The 15,915-nt window shown below is 54.7% G+C and carries 16 protein-coding genes; 6 read left to right on the top strand and 10 right to left on the bottom strand.

Annotated features, from left to right (window positions below; translation table 11 throughout):
• Positions 1 to 260 precede the first annotated feature (260 nt).
• Positions 261 to 680 carry a small heat shock chaperone IbpA gene (ibpA, locus tag EPIR_RS17575; RefSeq protein ID WP_023656845.1) on the top strand — a complete coding sequence of 140 codons (420 nt, stop codon included), beginning with the start codon at positions 261 to 263 and terminating at the stop codon, positions 678 to 680.
• Positions 681 to 716: 36 nt separating this feature from the next.
• Here the strand turns inward: ibpA and EPIR_RS17570 are convergent, their stop codons facing one another.
• Positions 717 to 1,967: a valine--pyruvate transaminase gene (locus EPIR_RS17570; RefSeq protein ID WP_023656844.1), complete on the bottom strand. Its 1,251-nt coding sequence runs from the start codon at positions 1,965 to 1,967 to the stop codon at positions 717 to 719.
• Between the two features lie 322 nt (positions 1,968 to 2,289).
• Between EPIR_RS17570 and EPIR_RS17565 the strand changes: the two genes are divergently transcribed.
• Together EPIR_RS17565 and EPIR_RS17560 are read left to right on the top strand one after the other, a co-directional pair.
• Positions 2,290 to 3,498: an aldose 1-epimerase family protein gene (locus EPIR_RS17565; protein ID WP_048698037.1), complete on the top strand. Its 1,209-nt coding sequence runs from the start codon at positions 2,290 to 2,292 to the stop codon at positions 3,496 to 3,498.
• 151 nt (positions 3,499 to 3,649) lie between these two features.
• Positions 3,650 to 4,051 (top strand): hypothetical protein, encoded by a 402-nt coding sequence (locus EPIR_RS17560; protein ID WP_048698034.1) that lies wholly within the window; start codon positions 3,650 to 3,652, stop codon positions 4,049 to 4,051.
• Between the two features lie 204 nt (positions 4,052 to 4,255).
• On the opposite strand, the gene ghrB is transcribed toward EPIR_RS17560, so the two are convergent.
• The 4 genes from ghrB to EPIR_RS17540 all read right to left on the bottom strand — a co-directional run bounded on the left by ghrB (position 4,256) and on the right by EPIR_RS17540 (position 8,329).
• Complete coding sequence (gene ghrB / locus EPIR_RS17555) at positions 4,256 to 5,221, bottom strand: glyoxylate/hydroxypyruvate reductase GhrB (protein ID WP_023656841.1); 966 nt, start codon at positions 5,219 to 5,221, stop codon at positions 4,256 to 4,258.
• A 38-nt stretch (positions 5,222 to 5,259) separates the two neighbouring features.
• A complete protein-coding gene (locus EPIR_RS17550) occupies positions 5,260 to 6,546 on the bottom strand; it encodes an MFS transporter (RefSeq protein WP_023656840.1) in 1,287 nt (428 codons plus the stop codon).
• Positions 6,547 to 6,622: 76 nt separating this feature from the next.
• Positions 6,623 to 7,576 (bottom strand): sugar kinase, encoded by a 954-nt coding sequence (locus EPIR_RS17545; RefSeq protein WP_023656839.1) that lies wholly within the window; start codon positions 7,574 to 7,576, stop codon positions 6,623 to 6,625.
• A 3-nt stretch (positions 7,577 to 7,579) separates the two neighbouring features.
• Positions 7,580 to 8,329 (bottom strand): sugar phosphate isomerase/epimerase family protein, encoded by a 750-nt coding sequence (locus EPIR_RS17540; RefSeq protein ID WP_023656838.1) that lies wholly within the window; start codon positions 8,327 to 8,329, stop codon positions 7,580 to 7,582.
• Between the two features lie 119 nt (positions 8,330 to 8,448).
• Here EPIR_RS17540 and EPIR_RS19310 point away from each other — a divergent pair, with 119 nt between their 5' ends.
• Positions 8,449 to 8,796, top strand: a complete 348-nt coding sequence (locus tag EPIR_RS19310; protein WP_072066062.1) for an FRG domain-containing protein — start codon at positions 8,449 to 8,451, stop codon at positions 8,794 to 8,796.
• Here the strand turns inward: EPIR_RS19310 and EPIR_RS17535 are convergent.
• From EPIR_RS17535 to fdhE, 4 genes are all read right to left on the bottom strand, one after another.
• On the bottom strand, positions 8,738 to 9,775 hold the full coding sequence (locus EPIR_RS17535) for a LacI family DNA-binding transcriptional regulator (RefSeq protein ID WP_023656837.1): 1,038 nt from the start codon (positions 9,773 to 9,775) through the stop codon (positions 8,738 to 8,740). The two genes, EPIR_RS19310 and EPIR_RS17535, sit on opposite strands and share 59 nt — an antisense overlap.
• A 295-nt stretch (positions 9,776 to 10,070) precedes the next feature.
• A complete protein-coding gene (locus EPIR_RS17530) occupies positions 10,071 to 10,634 on the bottom strand; it encodes a DNA-3-methyladenine glycosylase I (protein ID WP_023656836.1) in 564 nt (187 codons plus the stop codon).
• Between the two features lie 33 nt (positions 10,635 to 10,667).
• The gene (locus EPIR_RS17525; protein ID WP_023656835.1) at positions 10,668 to 11,279 is read right to left on the bottom strand and encodes a glutathione S-transferase; all 612 of its coding nucleotides are present in this window, start codon (positions 11,277 to 11,279) and stop codon (positions 10,668 to 10,670) included.
• A gap of 3 nt (positions 11,280 to 11,282) precedes the next feature.
• Complete coding sequence (gene fdhE / locus EPIR_RS17520; protein ID WP_023656834.1) at positions 11,283 to 12,191, bottom strand: formate dehydrogenase accessory protein FdhE; 909 nt, start codon at positions 12,189 to 12,191, stop codon at positions 11,283 to 11,285.
• 472 nt (positions 12,192 to 12,663) lie between these two features.
• Between fdhE and fdhD the strand changes: the two genes are divergently transcribed.
• Positions 12,664 to 13,431 carry a formate dehydrogenase accessory sulfurtransferase FdhD gene (gene fdhD, locus EPIR_RS17515; RefSeq protein WP_048698071.1) on the top strand — a complete coding sequence of 256 codons (768 nt, stop codon included), beginning with the start codon at positions 12,664 to 12,666 and terminating at the stop codon, positions 13,429 to 13,431.
• On the opposite strand, the gene EPIR_RS17510 is transcribed toward fdhD, so the two are convergent.
• Positions 13,428 to 14,204, bottom strand: a complete 777-nt coding sequence (locus tag EPIR_RS17510) for a DeoR/GlpR family DNA-binding transcription regulator (RefSeq protein WP_048698067.1) — start codon at positions 14,202 to 14,204, stop codon at positions 13,428 to 13,430. The two genes, fdhD and EPIR_RS17510, sit on opposite strands and share 4 nt — an antisense overlap.
• Positions 14,205 to 14,385: 181 nt before the next feature.
• On the opposite strand from EPIR_RS17510, the gene EPIR_RS17505 reads away from it, so the two are divergent.
• Positions 14,386 to 15,726 carry an aspartate aminotransferase family protein gene (locus EPIR_RS17505; protein WP_023656831.1) on the top strand — a complete coding sequence of 447 codons (1,341 nt, stop codon included), beginning with the start codon at positions 14,386 to 14,388 and terminating at the stop codon, positions 15,724 to 15,726.
• The last annotated feature ends 189 nt before the right edge of the window (positions 15,727 to 15,915 follow it).

The following is a 15,915-nucleotide window of genomic DNA, read 5'->3' as shown; positions in this document are numbered from 1 at the left end:
CGGGAGAAGAGTTCCCTCTCCACTCCGTGTTGGTGGCTGGTTTGCCATGCCGGTGAGTTATCCTTGAGTGTAAAACATACGCTGCGTTCAAGTTAAAAAAACCGCATCGATCCCCTTGAAAGCGTAGCAGACATCACCATTTTACCTATACGCCCAGCAAAACCTGTGCCGACAGGGCAGTGTTTTCTGTAGCGGCCACCCGTCCATTGTGGAGGGTCGGTTTCCGAAATCAATCACTCGCTGAATATCAGGAGCTAAAAATGCGTAATTTTGACCTTGCCCCGCTTTACCGTTCATCCATTGGTTTTGACCGTCTGATCAACCTGCTGGAAACCAGTCAGAATCAGGGAAACAATGGCGGTTACCCCCCGTATAACGTTGAGCTGGTGGCCGAGAATCACTACCGTATTACCATTGCCGTGGCGGGATTCGCCGAAAGTGAACTGGATATAACCTCCCACGACAATCTGCTGAGCGTACGGGGTTCACACCCTGACGAACAGCAGGAGCGAACCTGGTTGTACCAGGGCATCGCCGAGCGCAACTTTGAGCGCAAATTCCAGTTGGCTGAACATGTGCATGTGCGCAGTGCGCGGCTGGAGAATGGTTTACTCTATATCGATCTTGAGCGCGTGGTGCCCGAAGCCAACCAGCCTCGCCGTATCGACATTCTGAAGTAAGTCATCTACGCGGGCCGCCGGATGGCGGCCCCGCTATTACCCTTCGCGGTGCGCCCGCTCAATCTCTTCAGCCAGAATGGCAATTCCGCGCTCAATCTTGTCGCTGTCCGGCACATAGTTCATACGCATACACTGATGCGTGTGCGGCCACTCCTGCTCCAGCCCAGGGAAGAAGAACTGCCCAGGCACCATCAATACGCCGCGCTGTTTCAGGCGCTGATACAGCACTTCCGTGGTGACAGGCAGATCCCTGAACCATAGCCAGAGGAAAATAGCGCCTTCAGGTTTATGGATCAGGCAGCGATCTGGCGTTAAATAGCGGCGAATAACGGCGATAGTCTGGTTAACGCGCTGCTGATAAAACGGTTTTATCACCTGTTCTGACAGCCGCAGCAGATCGCCGCGCTGGATCATCTCGTTGGCGATAGCCGGGCCGATGCTGCCGGGGGCCAGACTGATAATGCCGTTCATATTACCAATTGCCGAAATGACCTTTTCATCGGCGATAATAATGCCGCAGCGCGATCCGGGCAGGCCGAGCTTTGACAGGCTCATACACAGGATGGTATTCGGGTTCCACAGGGGGCGTACTTCGCTGAAGATGATGCCGGGAAATGGCACGCCGTAGGCGTTGTCGATCAGCAGCGGAATATCATGTTGCTGTGCCAGGGCGTCCAGCTTTATCAGCTCCTCGTCAGTAATGACATTTCCGGTGGGGTTGGTCGGGCGTGAAACGCAGATCAGCCCGGTATCCTCGCCAATATGGAGATGTTCAAAGTCGACGTGGTATTTAAACTGCCCTTCCGGCAGCATTTCGATATTTGGCCGCGTTGAGACAAACAGGTCTTCATCCAGCCCCGCATCGGCGTAGCCCAGATACTCCGGGGCCAGCGGAAACAGTACGCGTTTCTTGCTGCCATCCTGGCGGCGACCGGCGTAGAGGTTGAACAGATAGAAGAAGGCACTCTGGCTGCCATTGGTTAACGCGATATTTTCCGGTGCGATCTGCCAGCCGAAATGCTCACGCAGCAGCGCAGACAAAGAATCCAGCAGCGAACTTTTGCCGCGCGGGCCATCATAATTGCACAGGGCTTCCGTCAGCTTTCCTTCATCATGCATCTGTTGCAGCAACTGGTGGAAATAGTCGTCCATCTCTGGGATGTGCGCGGGATTTCCGCCGCCCAGCATCACTGCCCCGGGGGTTCGTAGCCCTTCACCCATATCTTCCATCAGACGTGCAATACCTGAATGGCGCGTAAATTTTTCACCAAATGCTGAAAAGCTCATACCCTGTTAATCACTTGTTATTTCTGTAAGGGAACCACCTTAACGTCAGCACCCGTGTGATGCAATAACAGGAACAGGAGATCGCTGAGTACAGGGTGTTATTACGGACTGAATCGTTTTTTCCCTCAGGGGCAAACTGATAACCATCGCACATTATTCATGTAACAAAGAAAATTACTCAAAAATGAGTGATGCACCACGCGTTTTATGAAGTTGATAAAAGCAAAAAACCGGGTGGTGATGGTTGTCACGGTTTTATCCTGCTGCGGTTTGTAGTCTTAGCCCGGTTAAAGCTAAATCAATTCAGCTAAAGGCATAAAAAATGAAAAAAAGAGTTCTGGCAGGGATAGTGATGGCGGTTATCAGCGGTCAGGCATCAGCGCAAAACTGGCTGTTGACCGATACGGAAAGCGGAACTGAAAAAGGAAACTGGCAGGTAGACAGCCAGCAGCTGAAACTGTCGGGGGAGCGCTTCAGCATTCAGCAAAAAGTCCTGCATGGCGGTAAGCAGGAGGGCAGCAAGGTACTGACCTTAACCAGTCAGAACGGTTTGACTATCGCCCTTAGCCCAAGCCGTGGTATGGATCTGCTGCATGTTAATGGCCACGGCGTTCGCCTCGGCTGGGATTCTCCGGTTCAGGAAGTGGTCAACCCGGCCTATATGAACCTGGAAAGCCGCAACGGGCTGGGATGGCTGGAAGGCTTTAACGAAATGATGGTGCGCTGTGGCTTTGAGTGGACCGGTCATCCGGTCAGTAAAGACGGGGTGCTTTACACCCTGCACGGTAAGGCGGGAAACACTCCGGCATCAAAGGTAGAAGTGACGGTGGACGACAGCGCTCCGCATGAAATCCGTATTCGCGGCCTGCTCAAAGAAACCACCTTTAAAAAAGCCAAACTCGAAACCTGGACCGAGCTGCGCTATGTGCCCGGTTCTGATTCATTCACCGTACATGACGTGTTAACCAATCAGGCCGATTATCCCCACGATTACCAGATTATCTACCACAGCAATTTTGGTACGCCGATCCTTGAAAAGGACGCGCGCTTTATTGCCCCACTAAAGTCGGTCTCACCGTTTAACGACTATGCGAAAAAAGGGCTGGATGGCTGGGATCGCTATGGTGCCCCAACCCAAGATTTCGATGAAATGGTGTTTAACCTGACGCCGAAAGCGGACAGCAGCGGCAAAACCGTGGCGGCAGTGATTAACAGTAAAGGGGATAAAGGGGCATCGATCGAATTTGATACTCGTCAGCTGCCGCGACTGACCATGTGGAAAAACACCGATACGCTGAAGCAAGGTTATGTCACTGGCATCGAGCCTGGGACCAACTATGCCTATCCGGTCACCATTGAGAAAGAGCAGGGGCGGGTGAAGCAGCTGCAACCGGGGCAGAGCACCGAGTTCACTCTGACCTACACGCTGCTCAAAGACGCTGGTGCGGTGCAGAAAGTGGAACAGCGCGTGCGTCAGATTCAGGGTGATGAAACCGTGTCGGTAGATGAAACGCCGATAGCTAAAGAGTAGCCACAGGCGTAAACCTCCAGCCAGGCTGGCAACGTAAGGATGCCGGTTGCCGATGCCTGGCCTTAACCCGTGTGGTGTATGTCAGGTATACAAAGCCTGGTGTAGATTGAAAGTGATTTTCTTTCATCCGTGCATTTACAGGAGGTGAAACATGAGTGGCATAGAAAAAATACCCCAGGATTCATCGGTAAGCAGCTTTTCATCCGTGAGCCAGGACGATAAAGCTCAAGTTGGCAAGAGCAGCAAAAAAAACGTAAATGAGTCGTTAACAGCGGCGGAAAACACGCCTGCGGAAATAAAGCGTCATATCACGGTAATGAGCTCAAGGAAGGTGACATTCGGACATCATTCTCGTGAAGCCTCTGTCAGCAGCGGGGTGGCTGCCCGTAGCCCCGAGCCCCCGCGCACTTATCCAGGTGCTAAAAAAGTGGCGAAAAAAGGAGGAAGTGTGACAACCGACGAAAAAGGTCATTTAAATATATCTGGAGTCGATGGTTATCACGTTGGAAAAAATGTCGTTTACAATACTTCCCTCCCGACGAAGAAACCTTAGCCAATTTCCTTAATATCCCTGTTCGTACCGATCAAATCGCGATGGCCTGATCCCCGTTTTACCCTTTGAGTCATTGGCATTGCGGGTAAAGGGTCGATACATCCCGCGTCCGGTCAGGGCGATAAAAGCAAAAGGTCGCGATGGCGACCTTTTGACCCGTGGGCGGTGCTGGACAGGCGCAAAACGACGACGATCGCCCTCCGGTTAACGTGGGTTAACGCAGTTTTTCTCAACCTTACCGTTCAGTGCGGCAATCAGGTTATCCACCGCATCTTTCGCCATACCGTAGCGCGTTTCATGGGTGGCGGATCCAATATGCGGCAGCGCCACCACGTTGCGCAGCGCCAGCAGCTCCGAGCTAACTGGCAGCGGCTCCTGCTCAAACACATCCAGCCCTGCAGCATGCAGGGTGCCATCCTTCAGCGCGGCAATCAGCGCCTGCTCGTCAACCACCGGGCCGCGGCCGGCATTGATCAGTATCGCGCCGGGCTTCATTTTCTTCAGCTGCTCGCGGCCAATCAGATGGTGAGTCTGCTCCGTGAGCGGCAGGCTGATGCAGAGAAAATCTGACTCTGCCAGCAGCGTATCCAGGTCGCAGTACTGAGCATCAAAACGCTGTTCGGCTTCCTCATGATGCTGACGGGCGTTATAGAGGATTGGCATGCTGAAACCGAGGTGAGCACGCTGTGCCAGCGCCAGCCCGATGCGCCCCATGCCGAGGATGCCGAGCTTTTTATGGTGCACGTCAATGCCGAACCAGTCAGAGGAGATGCTGCCGCGCCACTCGCCGGATTTAACGCGTTCCGCCATCTCCACCACTCGACGTGCGCTACTGAGTACCAGCGCCATCATGGTATCAGCGACGGTTTCGGTCAGTACCGTGGGCGTGTGCATCAGCAGCACGCCGCGATCGTTTAACGCCGCCACGTCAAAATTGTCATAGCCGACGGAAATGCTGGATGCCACGCGCAGCTTTGGTGCCTTGCGTAAAAACTCTGCGTCAACTTTACCGCCAGAACCGAGGATACCTTCTGCCTGGCTGAAAGTTTCCGCATGTTCGGCGATATTTTCCGGAGTTAACCCGCAGATTTCGGTCACGTCACAGTATTCATCCAGACGCTTACGCAGGTCTTCGGGTAACGATTTATACAGCACCACGGAAGGTTTCATGTGATTTTCCCTGTTAAGAGGTTAATAAGTCAGCGTGATCATTTTGGCGATAGCGCACCACGAGGAAGGGGTGAATGCTTGTCCTGCGTCGGTTTGACGATCAGCGTCAGACAAACCGCCACCAGCAGTGCTCCCCCCATAAATATGTAGGATACAGCCGGGCTGCCGGTCGCCCCGTTCAGATAACCTACCACCCAGGAGCCGAGGAATGACCCCAGCGCGCCCATCGCGTTGATCAGCGCCATCGCGCCACCGGCAACGTTGCGCGGCAGCATTTCCGGGATAATGGCAAAGAACGGGCCGTAGGGGGCATACATTGCGGCCCCGGCGATCACCAACAGCGCATAGGACAGCCAGAAATTGCCAGATCCGACCAAGTACGATGCGATAAACGCCAGCGCGCCTAACAGCAGTAACGGCCAGACAAACAGTTTGCGGTTTTGTAACTTATCCGAAGCCCAGGAGACGATAATCATCGCCACCGTGGCGGCCAGATAGGGAACTGAAGAGAGCCAGCCTGCCTCGACCATTCCCATTTGCGTGCCGTTACGCAGGATGGAAGGCAGCCACAGCACAAAGCCGTACACGCCGATGCTCCAGCAAAAATATTGCGTGCAGAGAATAATGACGTTGCGCGATTTGAAGGCTTCGGAGTAATTGCGTACCGCCTTCAGGTTTTCCTGCTCTTTCTCCAGCTGCGCCTGTAGCGCGGCTTTTTCACTATCGCTCAGCCATTTCGCCTGCGCCGGTTTATCCTGTACCAGGAACCACCAGGCCACTGCCCAGATCACCGCCGGGAAGCCCTCAATAATAAACATCTCGCGCCAGCCGAAGGCATTAATCAAATAGCCGGAGACCACCGACATCCACAGCACGGTGACCGGATTACCCAGCATCAGGAAGGTATTGGCGCGTGAGCGCTCTGATTTAACGAACCAGTTGCTGATATAAATCAGCATGGCCGGCATCACCGCCGCTTCCACTACACCCAGCGTGAAGCGGATTGCGGCCAGCATCGGAATATTACTCACCAACCCGGTTAGCGTGGCGCAAATGCCCCATAATATCAGGCACCAGAACACCAGCTTTTTAACGCTGCGCCGTTCGGCGTAGATGGCACCGGGGATCTGAAAAAAGAAATAGCCAAGAAAGAACAGTGCGCCCAGCAGCGATGATACGCCTTTGGTGATACCGAGGTCTTCGTTAATCCCCGCTGCGGAGGCGAAGCTGAAATTAGCACGATCCAGGTACGCCAGGCTGTAGCTGATAAACACGATGGGCATGATATACCACCAGCGTTTTGGCGCGATTGTCTGATTGCTCATAGTTCTTCCTCGGTAGCCACATTCTCTTGTAGGGTGGGGCGATGCGGTTTTGTTATGTTCCGGTCAGGGCTGTCGCTTAGAAATCACCTAAAACGGCGCGCGTTGGCAACCCTTCGCTGTCGCCGATGGCCTGAATCGCCAGCGATCCGATCTTGTTGCCGCGCAGTACGGCTGCGGGTAACGATTTTCCTTCCAGCAGGGCGCTGATAACGCCAACGGCAAAGCCATCACCGGCTCCAACGGTATCAATGACGTTATCGGTTTTCACTGCGGCGACCTGGCCGCTGTCACCTTCAGCGGTTTTGTACCAGGCACCGTCGCAGCCGGTTTTAATGACCACCGCTTTGACGCCCATCGCCAGATAAAAATCGGCAATAGCTTCCGGCTGGTGATAACCGGTAAGGATTTTCCCTTCGCTAATGCCGGGCAGCACCCAGTCGGCATACTGCGCCAGATTATTCAGCTGCCTGATCATCTCCTGCTCGCTTGGCCACAGCACCGGACGCAGATTGGGATCGAAGGAGATGGTCTTTCCCATCGCTTTCATTTCGCGTGCAGCATAAAGCGACAGGGCCAGTGAGTCATCGGAAATCGCCGCCGCCACGCCGCTAAGATGCAAATGGCGCGCGCTGCCAAAGTAGTCACGATCAAAATCTGCCGGAGAAAGATGGCTGGCGGCGGAGCCTTTGCGGAAATACTCCACCAGCGGATCGGAACCATCGTTAACTTTTGATTTCAGCTGAAAGCCGGTGGGGTAACGTTGATCCTGCGTCACCAGGCGACGATCCACGCCCTCCCGATCCAGTTGCTGGCAGGTGAATTGCCCAAAGGAGTCGTCACCAATGCGGCTGACCCAGCCCACTTTCAGACCGAGGCGCGCCAGCCCGATGGCCACATTCAGCTCAGCACCCGCGATGCGTTTGGTAAAATGGTTGGCGCTGGCGAGATTGCCAGGTTCATTAGCAACAAACATTGCCATCGCTTCGCCAATGGTGACGGCATCCAGCATGCCGTTGGTCGCAATAGTCATGATTTATACCTCGCGCAGCAGGTCAACATAATGCCGGGTAATGGCGACCAGGTCGGGGCCTTCCAGCGGAAACTCAATGGCACGCGGCACATCAGCAGGCAGCAACGCCAGCGTTTCACGCCACAAATTATCGGCCTGGTCCAGAGCTAACGCTCGCCAGCCATCTCCGTGCGGCGCAGCGGCTTTCACATGGATATAGTGAACATGGCGGCTCAGAGCGTCGGCGGCGACGAGTGGCTGGTCACCGACCCATAGCCAATTGCCGATATCGAAAGTCATGCCGTTAATGATGCGATTCTCTTCACCGGTATGGAAAAAGCGCTCAAGGGCATGCAGTCTGCCGCAGTCGGTCTGATCGTTTTCCACCACCAGCCGTACTGTTTTTCCCGCCAGCTTGTCACGCAGTTCGCTACCGTCAAAGCCCGGCTGGAAATGACCGAGGGAGTATTTCAGCATGCGCGCGTTAAGCTGCTGCGCTTCAGCGAAGTGGCGATCCAGCTGCGGATTAAGCGAACCATCCGACATAAATAGCGCTTCCGGCACCGAATAAAACGCCGCCAGCCGTGAATCCACGATTGCCTGTGCCAGCTGCGGCAACTGCGTCAGCTGCTGCGGGGTAAACAGTTCACGGCGGATCTCCACGCCATCGGCCCCGGCGGCGGCAATAATCGGCAACAGCGCCTGCTGGCCGCCCAGCGCACTCACCTGGTGCTGACCGTAGGCAGCGGTAACGACAATCACATCTCTCTTCATGATCCCTCCATTTACATGAGAAAAGGGTAGATGGAACCGGTTCCAAATGAAAGAGACAGAGATGTAACTTATGATGACGCTCACGATGTCACCATTTTGAGGTAGGGATTTTTCTTAAAATGATAGTGAGAAAAAGGTGGTGGCCGAGAGGATATCTGGTAAACGGCAAAACTGGATTTAGCATCCTGTATATTATTGCTATTGGGGGGACCAACATTAATAGCCTTTTGACTACAACTTTTACTGAATGGCTACACAGAGATTTTTTAGAAATTGCGGCATTAGCCCAGCATGATGGTATACCAAGCAGGCCGATCGACTGGTCGTACAATCCGTATACCGCAGCTTTCTTCGCATCTAATTCAAAAAGGAAATATAAAAAAGATGAGGAGATAAGTATCTGGCTTCTTATTCAACAGGTTCATTGCTCCCCGCCGTCGAGCCGCGCACAATCAGTTCACCGCTAAACAGCTGTTCCTGCACCGGAGCATCATCGCCTTCGATGCGCTTCAGTACCTGTTCAAGCGCGGAGTAGCCCATCTGCCAGGTTGGCTGTTTCAAAGTGGTGATGCCAACGCCCGCCAGCTCGGCCCAGTCCAGTTCATCGAAGCCCAGTAGGCCGATGTGCTCTCCCCAGTTGAGGTTCAGACGGCGCAACGCGCGGGCCACCTGTAGCGTCAGTGCACCATTGACCACCATCACCGCGCAGGGTGCAGCGTGATGGCGTTGATGAAACTCGTGCAGCACCTGCTCCAGCCGCTGACTGTCACCCGATGCGACTTCGGCCACCTCGGCGACCCGATCTGGCTGCTGCGCCATACATTGTCGAAAGCTGTGCGCGCGCTCCAGCCGGGTATTGACCAGGCCCAACGGTTCGCTGATAAACAGCAGCGCCCGATAGTCCCGGGCCAGCAAATGTTCGGTTGCCTGCCACGCCGCAGCATGGTTATCCAGCCCAATAACGTCACAATGAAAATCGGCAATTTTGCGGTCGATTAACACCATTGGCAGCTGTGACTGCTGTAGCTGACTCAGCGCCTCTTCGCGCATCCCTACCGCGTTAACCACAATCCCTTCCACCTGGTAGCTGTTCAGCAGATTCAGGTAATGCTGTTCCAGATCGATTTCATTATTGGTATTACACATCAGCAGAGTGAAGCCGTTGGCGCGACAGGCCGCTTCAATACCGCTCATGATATTGATTGAATAGGGATTGGTGATATCGGCGATAATCAGACCAATTAAGCGAGTACGGCCGCGTTTCAAACCTCGCGCCATCTGGCTGGGCAGATAGTTAAGTTGGGAGATAGCGCTTTCAATGCGCGTTTTTAGATCGATAGAGAGGGCACTTAGCTCGCCGTTAAGATAGCGGGAAACGCTGGTTTTTCCGGTATTAGCGGCTTTAGCAACATCGCTGATAGTGGCTTTGGCTGCTTTACGGTTCATGTTGCTCCCAGGGTTTAATAATTGATCGAGACTATCATAACTGCCGTGTCAGGTCAGGTTTCGGCTTCATATCTCTGGCACTGAAAGGCAGAGATACCTTCACATCTGGTTGGCCGACATTATCTTTTTACACCGATACCCGATCTGCCCGCTGCGATTTTTTCACGGGAATATGGTTTTATTGATAGGGATTTCCTGTCACAGCAGCGGGCGGAAGTGTCAGTCGACGCGACTGATGAGGGTACAGGCCACCGGAGAAACAGGCCAGGCCAATTCCTCCTTTCGTTAGCAAAGGCTACTTTCTGTTATCGGGATGGCAAAAACAGCCGATGACATGCTCACAAAGCAGCCCGCAGGCCTGCATAAATGAGTAGCAGGTGGTGGGGCCGACAAATTTAAAGCCGCGTTTTTTCAATGCTTTTGACAGTTTATCAGAAGCTGCGCTGGTTGTCGGCGTGTGGCGATAGTCGCTAAAACGACTGATTTGCGGCTGATGATCGACGAAGCCCCAGATAAACGTCTTAAAGGGTTCTCCAGCCGCTTCCATCGCCAGCAGGGCGCGGGCGTTAGCAATAATGGCGGTGATTTTTCCTCGATGGCGGATAATACCGCGCTCCTGCATCAATCTGTCGATATCCGCCTCATCCATCTTAGCAACCGCCTGAACGTCAAAATGATGAAACAGTCGGCGGTAGTGCTCACGTTTTTTCAAAACCGTAAGCCAGGAGAGTCCGGCGACCTGACCTTCCAGACAGATCATCTCAAATAATGCCTGAGTCTCGGTGTGGGGTACGCCCCATTCACTGTCGTGGTAGGCAATATACAGCGGATCGTCAGACACCCAGCCGCAACGTTGCATGTATCGTTCCTCGTATCGCAATCTTGCATGGATTCAGCTGACAGGCGGCTCGGTACGCGCAAAGCTGTCACGCTGGAACAGGGTTGTTGCCAGTGCCACCAACTGCGGATGGCCCACGCACCAGTTGGGTGCCACTCTACGGAAATTGAGATAGCCCAGCATGCAGACGGTGGCGATATCAGCCAGAGTGATCTGCGTGCCGTTCAATCCTTTGCCCTCTACGGCTGCGGCTTCCAGCGCATCCAGCCCGCGTTTGATCTTGTCGCGCTGGCGCAGCATCTCCTCTGCGCACTGTTGACCGGGGGCTTTTTGCTGTTCCCGCACGATAAGCAGCGCCGCATCACATACCCCATCGGCCAGCGTTTCCAGCTGGCGCACCGCCAGCGCCGACAGGGGATCGGCGGGAAGAAAGGCGGGTTGAGGATGTTGCAGTTCCAGCCAGGCGGCGATAATCGGCGAGTTATACCAGGTGTCCCCCGCGTCGGTGACCAGCGCCGGAACCTTGCCTAACGGGTTGTAGTCTTTGACATGGCTTTCTTCTGTCCACGGAGACAGATTAACAAACTCAAAAGCGATCCCTTTTTCCAGCAGGAGCACCGAAATTTTGCGTACATAAGGACTGGTATAATTTCCAATTAGCTTCATGGTTCATTCCCCGGGGAATAGAAAAGGATTCAGACTGCTACGGGCAAAACCTTCCTGCTCCATGCGTGCATCAAGGATAAGCGATGCCAGGTCATCAGCAACCGCCTCGACCGCCGGATCTTTTTCCTGATACAGCAGTTTCAGCCAGGTACCGCAGTCGCCGCAGCTTTCAGCCTTGATCGCCGCGCTATCAAGCGACCAGTAGTGAAGATCGCGCGTTTGTTCGCAGTTGCTGCATTTGGCATCCGCCACATGCCACTCGCTTTCGCACAGATTGCAGTGCAGGTAACGCACGCCGTCCACATGTACCATGCTGGAAACCGGCACGCTGGCACATACCGGGCAGAACTGGCGCTGTTCACCGGCTTTGACATACGCCTTACCCGGAATAAGCGCCGCCATCTGCGCCCAATAGACAGACAAAGCGGCCCAGATAAACGGTGCTTTATCACTGCTAACCCGAACGAACTCATTGGCAAACAGCGCGCTGGCCATCGCTTCCAGCTCGACAGATGACGATTTCTCCAGGTTTTCCAGCACCGAAAGCGCCTGCCCGCTCATTTCCGGCTTCAGCTCGGCAATCAGTGAATGCAGCAGCCGCTGCCAGTGCGCATCGCGTGGCAGGGTGTTGATTTCAAGCGGCGGCTTGCCGGTGCGGGCGCTCTCTTCCAGGCGAGGACGCAGATCCATCCGTAGCGGATGGTCGTACAGGACGATCTCCTGCGCGCTGGCAATCACCGCAGCAAAACGCAGGTAGTCGCCCAATGGATTTTTTGCCGCCAGCTGGCGAAGACGCGCGGCACGGCGGCTGTAAGAATTTTTCAGACGGGGGAAAAGCAATGGCGGTAGGGTGTCCACCACGAGCGGGTCGCCTTTCTCCGACGGGTCCTGCGGGATAATAAGAATCGTCATCAGAGACCTTTTTCAGTTATTTATGCCGTTTTGCCGTGCACTTACGCTGCGGAAATACCGGACAGTGGCATTTTCTTTTGTCCGACAGGATATCGTCCTGATGTGGTCGCAAAGTGAGAGCGCCGGGATGAAAAGAACAGTCGTCAATAAGGATACGCAATTCTGTTTAAGATGGTAGCCCAGACAGCGCCAGATCTCTCGTTTTCCTGAATTTTCGCCGCATCTCTGCGCGTCATTCTTAGCATTTTTTCGCCGGCGAACGGGCACAATAACCGTACTGACTTGATGCCGCTGAAAAATTTTGCGGCTCAGACATCGGAGGTTCACAATTGAGACAAGGCGGTTTTTATGCGGCCATGTTTACAGCTAAGCCACAGCGATATGTGGCGTACAGAATGAGTGACATTGCGTGAATGACAAACAGCACGAAAGTGAAAACCAGAGTGAAAAACCGACCGGCGTGCAGCAGGCGATGGTGTGGCAGCGTGATGCACGACAGCTGGCGCAAGCGGACTGGCTGGCAGAAGAGGTGCCGGTGGCGCTGGTCTATAACGGCATCTCTCATGTCGTGATGATGGCCACGCCGAAAGATTTAGCCGCATTTGCTGTCGGTTTTTCGTTGTCGGAAGGGATTATCGTGGTACCTGGTGATATTTACGCGATGGATATTGTGTCGGTCTGTAACGGCATTGAAGTCCAGATTGAGCTATCCAGCCGTCGTTTTATGGCGTTAAAGGAACGGCGGCGAGCCATGACCGGGCGCACCGGCTGCGGTGTTTGTGGCGTGGAACAGTTGGCGGAGATTGGCAAGCCGCTGCAACCGCTGCCGTTTACCCAGCATTTTGATCTTAATCAGCTGGACAGCGCACTGCGCCAGCTAAAAAATTTCCAGCCGGTCGGGCAGTTGACCGGCTGTACCCACGCGGCGGCATGGATAGACCCGGATGGACAGCTCCGTGCCGGTTGCGAGGATGTTGGCCGCCATGTGGCGCTGGATAAGCTGCTCGGCATCCGCAGCAGGGCCGAATGGGCCAGAGCGGACGGCGCGCTGCTGGTCTCCAGCCGTGCCAGCTATGAGATGGTGCAGAAAGCCGCCATGTGCGGGGTGGAGATCCTGTTCGCCGTCTCTGCCGCTACCCGCCTGGCGGTGGAGGTGGCAGAACGCAGCAATGTGACGCTGGTGGGCTTCAGTAAACCGGGGCGCGCAACGATATACACGCATCCGCAGCGGCTGAACTAAGCCAGAATCACCTGTGGCAGAACCTGCTCAAGGGCAATAAAAGCCGATAACGTAGCCGCATTGCTGTCGGTCACCAGCGTGCTGACCTGGCGGATGCTGGCGTAGTTCATGCGGCTGCTGATGCCGAGTTTGCTGCGATCCGCTAACAGAATCAGGCGGCTGGCCTGACGGGTCATCGCGCCGGCAATGGCGGCTTCATAGGGATGGAAGCTGCTGGCACCGTGGTTTTGCTCGATGCCGACCGGAGAGAGCAGTGCGACATCGGCGCGATAGCGAAAGATTTCACCGACGGTTAGTTCTCCGCGTGTCTCCTGCGCACCGGCCTGCATGCAGCCTCCCAGCAGGATCACCTGATTGTTCAGCGTTTCATGCTCTTGTGCCGCAGAGAGTTTTAATGCGGCATTCAGGCTGTTGGTGATGACCGTCAGGCCAGACATCGTACGCAATTCTTCGGCGAGCATGGTGGTGGTACTGCCGGCATCAAGAAATACGGTCTGGCCGGGCAGCAACAGCCGGGCTGCGGCGCGTGCAATGGCCCGTTTCTCTTTCGCCATCACCGTACTGCGCACCCTGAGCGGCGGTTCGGGAGCGGCATCCAGCGCCACCAGCCCGCCGTGGACACGCTTAGCCAGCCCCTGTGCTTCCAGTTCAATAATATCGCGCCTGGCAGTTTCGCGCGAAATGCCCAGCTCTTTTATGATTTGTTCGGTACTGACCCGGCTTAACGTGCTGAGCAGCGCCCGGATGCGGTGTAAGCGTGTTTCCTGCAACATCATTCTGATTTCCTGTCCAATAACTCACTGTCATAGCCTAACTGACAATGCGCCGACCTGCATGTGTATTTTATTGTACTTGTGTATTTTGTTGCATTTGTCTAAAAATTTGCCATGATGAAGTCAGACAGTGCTGACTGCCTGCCGCCAGGCAAACCTCAATTCTGCAACGGGAGTGATCATGGCTACACGTTCAACCATTATGGATACCAACAGTTTTCGCGCCGAGCATGCTGAAGCCCTGAGCGCTGATGTGCGCAAGCTGACGGATAAACGCAGCAAAGTGCTGGGCGAGTCTTATCGCCTGTTCTATCGTAAACCGGTTCACCTGGTGCGTGGTAAGGGCCAGTATCTGTGGGATGCCGCCGGGGACAAATACCTTGATGCGTACAACAACGTAGCCAGCATTGGTCACTGCCATCCGGCGGTGATTGATGCGGTGTGCCAGCAGATGAATCAGCTCAACACCCATACCCGCTATCTGCATGAAACGATCCTCGACTACTCGGAACAGCTGCTGGCGACTGCGCCCGCTGAAATCGATCGCGCGATGTATATGTGTACCGGATCGGAAGCCAATGACCTGGCGATCCGCGTGGCAAGGGCTTACAGCGGCGGCAGCGGGATCATCGTCACGCAAGAGTCTTATCATGGCACCAGCGACCTGACCTCCGGCGTGTCTCCGGCGCTGGGCAGCGGGCAGCCGCTGGCTGCCACCACGCGCCTGGTGCCGCCACCGGATCGCTACCGCGTTGATGCGCCGGATCTCGGTGCCTGGTTTGCCGATCAGATTCAGCGGCAAATAGATGATTTGGCCGCGCACGGGATTAAATTTGCCGGTTTTCTTGCCGATGCTATTTTCTCCTCCGACGGCGTGCTGCCGGGGCCAAAAGGATTCCTTCAGCAGGCTATCGACGTGGTGCATCGCAACGGCGGCATTTTTATTGCCGATGAAGTACAGCCCGGTTTTGCCCGCACCGGTGAAGCGTTCTGGGGTTTTGCCCGACATGGCGTGGTGCCGGATATTATTACCACCGGCAAGCCGATGGGTAATGGCATCCCGGTGTCCGGGCTGCTGGCAAAAAGCGATGTGCTGGCGGCATTCAGCGATGATATTCCTTATTTCAACACCTTCGGCGGCAACCCGGTAGCGATGGCGGCGGCGCAGGCGGTGCTGAACGTTATTAAAGAAGAAGGGCTACAGGAGCATAGCCGCGTTGTCGGGGCGAAATTAATGTCAGAGCTGATGACGCTGAAAGAGAAATATGAATGCGTGGGCGATGTGCGTGGTTCCGGCCTGTTTATTGGCTTTGAGTTGGTTAAAGACAAAACCAGCAGGACGCCGGACAAGCAGCTGGCGCTGGATGTCACCGAAATGCTGCGCGAAAATCGCGTGCTGACCTCGGTTGCCGGCCCGTACGGTAATGTGCTGAAGCTGCGTCCGCCGTTAGCGTTCCAGGAGAGCGATATCGACTGGCTGGTGGGAGCGCTCGACAAGTCGCTGGCCGTTTTGAGCCGTTAAAAGCGGCTTAGATCATTTAGAGATAACCTGGTCGGTAAAAGTGATAAAGGCGTTACCACACGGATTGCCACAGATACCCTTATAAAAGTCGGGGCATTGATAACCCTTTTACCGTTGGTTTATTTAACTATAATGATTTGACTGCTTACTTGGCGCTCAAGAGCGACTTACGGCGCCGCCCTACCATAC

Origin of the sequence: Erwinia piriflorinigrans CFBP 5888 (assembly GCF_001050515.1) — a bacterium.
Lineage (GTDB): Bacteria > Pseudomonadota > Gammaproteobacteria > Enterobacterales > Enterobacteriaceae > Erwinia > Erwinia piriflorinigrans.
This window is presented reverse-complemented; position numbering and strand designations above follow the sequence as displayed.